A 6,663-nucleotide genomic window follows, 5' to 3' on the forward strand; every position below is an offset into this window, starting at 1 on the left:
CGTCTACACGTACTACAGCGAGGTCGACGACCACCGAGATCTACACTGCGGCCTGCTCTTACCGCATACCGAGGGCACCCCCTCGGCCTGCTCTTACCGCATACCGAGGGCCCTCAGGTGCCGCCTGCCGCTTTCCCGGCCGGTACGGCCTCCGGCTCGGCCGGGGGTTCGGCAGGACGCGGCTCCACGGGTTCCATCGCCGCTTCGCCCTCCTCGGTCACCAGCTTCCGCGGCCCCGACAGCACGTACGTCAGTCCGAAGCCCATCGCCACGACCAGGGCGCCGCCGGCCGCGTCCAGCACCCAGTGGTTGGCGGTGGCCACGATCGCGGCGATCGTGAAGAGCGGGTGCAGCAGGCCGAGCGCCTTCATCCACAGCTTCGGGGCCAGCATCACGATGACCACACCGCACCACAGCGACCAGCCGAAGTGCAGCGACGGCATCGCCGCGTACTGGTTGGTGACGGTGGTCAGCGTCCCGTAGTCGGGCTTCGCGAAGTCCTGCACCCCGTGGACGGTGTCGATGAAGCCGAGGCCGGGCATGAGGCGGGGCGGGGCCAGCGGGTAGAGCCAGAAGCCGACGAGGGCGAGCAGGGTCGCGAAACCGATGGAGGAGCGGACCCAGCGGTAGTCGGCGGGGCGGCGCGCGTACAGCACGCCGAGGATCGTCAGCGGGACGATGAAGTGGAACGTGGAGTAGTAGTAGTCGAAGAACTCGCGCAGCCAATGGATCTGGACGACCGTGTGGTTGACCCAGTGCTCGATGTCGATGTGCAGCCACTGCTCGATGGCGTGGATCTGCCGGCCGTGCTCCTCGGCGAGCGGGCGGCCCGCCCGGGCGGCGAGGCGGACCTGGGCGTAGGCGTCGTAGACGACCCGGATGAGCAGGAGTTCCAGCAGCAGGTTGGGGCGGGTGAGGACCCGGCGCCAGAACGGCAGGAGCGGCACGCGTCTCCAGCGCGCCGCGACCGGTTTCGCGTAGTCGGTGGGGACCGGGTGCTGCCAGTACGGCGAGGTGCGGGGCAGGAACGGGGCGAGGCAGGCCGCGCCGAGCGCCACGAGGAGCAGGATGTTGTCGCGTACGGGGAAGAGCGTCTCGATGTTCGGCAGCAGCATCGTGCCCGGCAGGGTGACGGCGAGCACCACCACGGACGGCCAGACCAGCCGGTCGGAGGCCCGCTTGCCGACCCTGCCCACGACCGCGAGGAGCACCCAGAGCAGCTGGTGCTGCCAGGCGGTCGGCGAGACGGCGACCACGACGCAGCCGGTCACGGCGACCGCGAGGAGCAGCTGCCCGTCCTGGGCGTACCGCACGGCGCGCCGCAGCCCGAAGAACACGACGGCGGCGGCGAGCACCAGGAACAGGGCGATCTCCACGGGGCCTTCGAGGCCTAGCCGGAGCAGCGCCCCGTGCAGGGACTGGTTGGCCAGGCTGTCCGGCCGCTCCCCCAGCCCGGCGCCCGCGAGGTGGTGCACCCAGTACGTCCACGAGTCCTTCGGCGCGGCGGCCCAGGCGATCGCCGTGGCGAGGGCGAACGTCGCGCCCGCGCTCACCGAAGCCTGCCGCCTGCCGGTCAGCCAGAGCAGGGCGGCGAAGAGCAGCAGCACCGGCTGGAAGGCGGCGGCGATACCGACGAGGACGCCCGCCGCCCGGTGGTCCCGGACGACGAAGCAGGCCAGGAGCACCAGCAGGACGGGCAGGATGCTGGTCTGGCCCAGGTGGAGGGCGTTGCGGACCGGCAGCGACAGCATGAACAGGCTGATCGCGACGGGGGCCGCGAGCAGGGCCGTCCGGCGGCCCACCGGCGAGGGCAGGGCCCGGGCCGCGACGAGGCCGAGGGCGACGACGAGCAGCAGGGAGCCGAACGTCCACGCGACGCCGAGGGTCTGCTGGGCCGTGGCGGTGAGCGGTTTCAGGACGAGTCCGGCGAAGGGCGTCCCGGTGAACCGGCCGCCGTCGTACAGCGAGCCCGTCAGGTGCAGGACGCCGTTCTCCCCGATCCAGGTCTCCAGATCGAGGAGCCGTTCCCCCGGTGGCTGCCGGAGCACCACCGCCACCTGCCGTACCGCCAGCACGGCCACGACCAGCCAGAGCAGGACTCTGGTCAGCCCGGCCCCCGCTCCCGTGTCCGCCACCGCGTCACCGCGCACACTGTGATCCGCATTCACCACGCTGCGCCGACCCTCCCACCGTTCCATGCACCGCCCCTTCGAGTGGGGGCCATGCCGGATGAAGCCTCGCATTGCCCTACGAGGTAGACACAATCAACCCCCTCTTTGCCTGACTGTCATCCTGCTTCCGGCCGGAAGAAGTCGTCCGTGGGTATGACAGGGGGTGCCGAAGGTCTCGGGCGAGCGCGCGGGAAGGCCTCAGGCGTCCGGGCCGGCAGGGTTGTCCGCCTGCCAGGCGGTGAACAGGGGTACGTCGTCGGTTCCGGCCAGTACGACGACGCCGAAGGGGCGGTCGAAGGCGATGTGCTGGACCCGCTGCGGCCGGGGCGCGGCGCCCCCCGGGGCCGCGACCACCGTCACGGCCGCGGCCTCCACGCCCTCCTCGGCGATCTTCAGCACGGCTTCCTGGATCACGTCGGAGACGAAGAGGCGCTCGGGCGAGAGGCCGGAGAAGTCGGCGTCGTCGGAGGTGGCCAACCGTACGCCGAGGGCGGGCAGCTGCTGGGTAACGGCCATCCGGGTCCGCAGGGCGAGCCGCGGCAGCCCGACGGTCACCCGGTCGGCGTCCAGCGGAGTGCCCACGGTCCGGGGTGCCCAGCCCACGGGAAGCACGCGTTCCAGGCCGGCCCCCGGCTCCCCCAGGACGAGACGGACCCGGGCCCCGGGGGCACCTTCGGGGCCCCGCGCGCAGCGCAGCTCGACGACATGCGCCCCGCCGGCCGTCCAGGCGTCGGCCAACGGGACGTCCTTGGACATGGTCGGCACCGGGCGGACCGTCCCGGCCGCGTCGGTGAACGGCAGGTCCCGGGTGCGCCGGCCCTCGAACGGATCCTCCCAGCGGGCCTTCAGCGCCAGGACGTTGACCAGGGCGAGCAGGGTCTCGTGGGTGATCTCCAGCGGCAGCCGCTCGACCAGCCCACCGGTGGCCTCGCGCACCCAGGCGTCGGCGGCCGCCGGGTCCATCGGGTCGAAGCGGATGTCCGGCAGCGCCTCCCGGTAAGCGCGCAGCACGGGCACCCGGCTCCAGACCCGGGTGGCCACGCCCAGCGCCCCGGTCGCCGCCAGCTCGCGGGCCACCTCCGTGACGGCCGGGGCGGCCTCCCGGTCCGCGGTGCCGAGGAGGGCCCGCAGCTCGTCGGCGGTCTCGCCGCGGGCGCCGACGGCGACGGCGGTCAGGGCGAGCCACAGCCCGGCGGGCGAGCACACGAAGCCGGCGTCCGCCTCCGTACGGCCCCGGTCCGCCGCTGCGGCGGCCATGCCGTCCCGTATCCAGCGTTCGGCGAGGCGCTGGATCGCCCGGGTGGTCGTGGTGGTTGTCGCGGCGTCGGTCGCGGACACGTCGGTCACTGCTGCCCCCTGCACAGGTAATTGCGTCGTCGTCAGGCCGTACGGCAGCAAGAATGCCTGACATGACCTGGACCGTCGCCGCCGAACGATTCGACTCCCCCGACGCGAGCGCCCTGCGCCGTGACTACTACGACGAGGTCGCGAGCCGTTACTGGCAGCGGCCCGCGACCGCCGAGGAGATCGCGGCCGGGCTCGACGGCGACGGGGCCGACCTGCTCGTACCGCCGACCGGTCAGTTCGTCGTCGGCCGGTACGGGAGCAAGGCCGCGAGCTGTGCCGGGCTGGTGCTGACGGAGGCCGCCGGGCCGGGTACGGCGGAGCTGACGCGGGTGTACGTGCGCCCGGCGTTCCGGGGCACGGGCGGCGGCGGGCTGCTGCTGGCCGCGGTGGAGGAGGCGGCGAGGGCGTACGGCGTACGGCTGCTGCGGCTGGACACCCGCCACGACCTGGTCGAGGCGCGCGGGCTGTACACGAAGCACGGGTACCGGGAGGTGCCGGCGTTCCACCGCCGTAACCGGTACGCGGAGCACTGGTTCGCCAAGGAGCTGTGACCCGGCCCGGCCCGGCGCGCGTCGGGCGTCCGGGCTCAGACGGGCGGGTGGTGGCGGCCCCGGTCGTCCGGGTGGCCGTGGTCGTCCGGGTCGTCGAGGGCCCGGCTGTGGGCCTCGCGCTCGTCGCGCCGCAGATGGGCCTCGTGGTCGCGGGGAGACGTCGGTGAGTGGGGCCGTTCCCTGGTCGAGCCGCTGACCTCGGCGGTCAGTTCGCTGACGAGTTTGACCAGGTCCGTGGGGCGTTCGGGGCCCCACCAGTCGCCGAGGAGTTCGGCGAGGGAGTCCTCGCGGGCCTGCGAGAGCCGGACGACGGCCTCGGCCCCGCTGTCGGTGAGGATCATCTGCAGGCCCTCCCGGCGGGCCAGTCCGCGTTCCTCGACCTGCCGGGCCGCGTCGGTGATCACGTGCAGCGGTACGGGAGCGGTCTCAGCGAGCCGGGCGGGTTCGACGGTGCCGTGCCGCTTGATCCGCAGGAGCAGCCAGCTGGCCGCGGGCAGCAGGTCGTACCCCGCCCGCGCGGTGATCTTCTCGTAGATCTCGCGGCGCCCCTCCCGGGTGGCGAGCACGGACAGGGCGCGGGCGCACTCGTCGTACGAGGAGCGCTGGACGGGGTTGGAGGCGAGGGTCTGGCTGGTGTCGGGCGCGGTCACCGAGCCCCGGAGCTTGTCCTCGCGGAGGAACCAGGCGAGGACGAAGGCCAAGAGGACGACCGGGGCGGCGTACAGGAAGACGTCCGTGATGGAGGTGGAGTACGCGCTGAGGACGCCGGGCCGCAGGTCGGCGGGGAGCTGCCCGATGGCCCGGGGGTCGGCAGACAGGCTTCCGGCGTCGATGCCCGGCGGCAGCGGCTGTCCGGCGAGCGCGTCCGTCAGCTGGCCGGTCAGCCGGTTGGTGAAGATGGTCCCGAAGACGGCCACGCCGAACGCCGCGCCGATGGACCGGAAGAACGTCGCGCCGGAGGTGGCGACCCCGAGGTCCTGGTAGGAGACGGAGTTCTGGGCGACCAGGACGAGGACCTGCATCACGAGCCCGAGACCGGCGCCGAAGACGAAGAAGTAGACGCTCATCAGCCAGGTGGAGCTGGACTCGTCGAGGCGGTGGAGCAGCAGGAGGCCGACAGTGGTGAGGGCGGTGCCGAGGACAGGGAAGACCTTCCAGCGGCCGGTCCGGCTGACGATCTGGCCGGAGGCGGTCGAGGTGATCAGCAGGCCGAACACCATCGGCAGCATGTGCACACCGGACATCGTCGGGGTGATGTCGTGGACCACTTGGAGGAACGTCGGCAGGTAGGTCATCGCGCCGAACATGGCGAAGCCGATGACGAAGCTGATCACGGCGACGAGGCTGAAGGCGCGGATCCGGAACAGCTTCAGCGGCAGCACGGGCTCGACGGCACGCCGTTCGGCGGCGACGAAGGCCACGAGCAGGACGACGGCGAGCACCGCGAGTCCGATGATCTGCGGGGAGGTCCAGGCCCAGGTCGTACCGCCGAGGGAGGCGATGAGCACGAGGCTGGTCGCGACGGCCGCGATGAGGAAGGTGCCGAGGTAGTCGATGGTGTGCTTCTCGCGGCGGACCGGGATGTGCAGGACGGCCGCGATGACGCCCAGCGCGACGACGCCGATCGGCAGGTTGATGTAGAAGACCCAGCGCCAGCTGAGGTGTTCGGTGAAGAAGCCGCCGAGGAGCGGGCCGAGGACGCTCGTCACGCCGAAGACGGCACCGAAGAGCCCTTGGTACTTTCCGCGTTCGCGCGGGGTGACGAGGTCGCCGACGATCGCCATCGACAGCACCATGAGCCCACCGCCGCCGAGTCCCTGGAGGGCCCGGAATCCGATCAGCTGGGGCATGTTCTGGGCGACTCCGCAGAGCGCGGAGCCGATCAGGAAGATCACGATCGCGGCCTGGAAGAGCTTCTTGCGGCCGTACTGGTCGCCGAGCTTGCCCCACAGCGGGGTCGCCGCGGTGGCCGCCAGCAGGTAGGCGGTGACCACCCAGGACAGATGGTCGAGACCGCCGAGCTCGCTGACGATCGTCGGAAGCGCCGTGGAGACGATGGTCTGGTCGAGTGCCGCGAGCAGCATGCCGAGGAGCAGCGCTCCGATCGCCACCAGGACGCTCCGGTGGGAGTGCCCCTCACCGGGGGCCGGGGGCGGCGGGCTCAGCTGCTGGGCCATGGGCGTCTCCTCGATTGCCGGGCCATGGGCGTCTCCTCGGTCCGCTGATCCACTACACCCCCATCCTGGCCGTTCTGCCCCGTTATGGCCTGCCGAGGGCGGGCCGAGCCTCCGGCGGGCCGTTGGGCTTCCCCGGGGCGGGCTGCATAATCGCAGGCAGTTTCAAGGGGAGGGGACCACGATGACCGGACACGCATGCCCGGAGTGCGGAAGACGGACGGCCGGGGAGCCCGGCACGGAGCACCGGGTGCCGTGCCGGTGCGGCGCGGGCGTGCGTTCGGCGCCGCTCACGGAGGACGAACAGCGCGCCGCCCGTACGGCGGAGATCGCCGCGGCGGAGGACTTCGACCCGCTGCGCATCCGGCCGTACGTGACGCTGACGGACCATGCGGGCGCGCCCTCCGGTACGCCGGAGGG

The 6,663-nt window shown here is 72.4% G+C and carries 4 protein-coding genes and 1 pseudogene; 2 read left to right on the forward strand and 3 right to left on the reverse strand.

All coding sequences use genetic code 11. The features are described 5' to 3' along the window. Nucleotides 1-113: 113 nt before the first annotated feature. Both ACFWM7_RS32290 and ACFWM7_RS32295 read right to left on the reverse strand, forming a co-directional pair. On the reverse strand, nt 114-2,198 hold the full coding sequence (locus ACFWM7_RS32290) for a bifunctional glycosyltransferase 87/phosphatase PAP2 family protein (RefSeq protein WP_383267524.1): 2,085 nt from the start codon (nt 2,196-2,198) through the stop codon (nt 114-116). A 171-nt stretch (nt 2,199-2,369) separates the two neighbouring features. Beyond that, nucleotides 2,370-3,518 (reverse strand): serpin family protein, encoded by a 1,149-nt coding sequence (locus tag ACFWM7_RS32295; RefSeq protein WP_383267527.1) that lies wholly within the window; start codon nt 3,516-3,518, stop codon nt 2,370-2,372. Between the two features lie 62 nt (nt 3,519-3,580). Between ACFWM7_RS32295 and ACFWM7_RS32300 the strand changes: the two genes are divergently transcribed. Further along, a complete protein-coding gene (locus tag ACFWM7_RS32300) occupies nt 3,581-4,069 on the forward strand; it encodes a GNAT family N-acetyltransferase (RefSeq protein WP_383267530.1) in 489 nt (162 codons plus the stop codon). A gap of 35 nt (nt 4,070-4,104) precedes the next feature. Here ACFWM7_RS32300 and ACFWM7_RS32305 read toward each other — a convergent pair whose 3' ends face one another. Beyond that, nucleotides 4,105-6,246 (reverse strand): DHA2 family efflux MFS transporter permease subunit, encoded by a 2,142-nt coding sequence (locus tag ACFWM7_RS32305; protein ID WP_383267533.1) that lies wholly within the window; start codon nt 6,244-6,246, stop codon nt 4,105-4,107. A 247-nt stretch (nt 6,247-6,493) separates the two neighbouring features. Here ACFWM7_RS32305 and ACFWM7_RS32310 point away from each other — a divergent pair. Then, nucleotides 6,494-6,663, forward strand: a pseudogene (locus ACFWM7_RS32310) (peptidoglycan-binding protein); the annotation flags it as partial.

The organism is Streptomyces sp. NPDC058375 (genome assembly GCF_042723425.1).
In the GTDB taxonomy this organism is placed as follows: Bacteria; Actinomycetota; Actinomycetes; order Streptomycetales; family Streptomycetaceae; genus Streptomyces; species Streptomyces durocortorensis.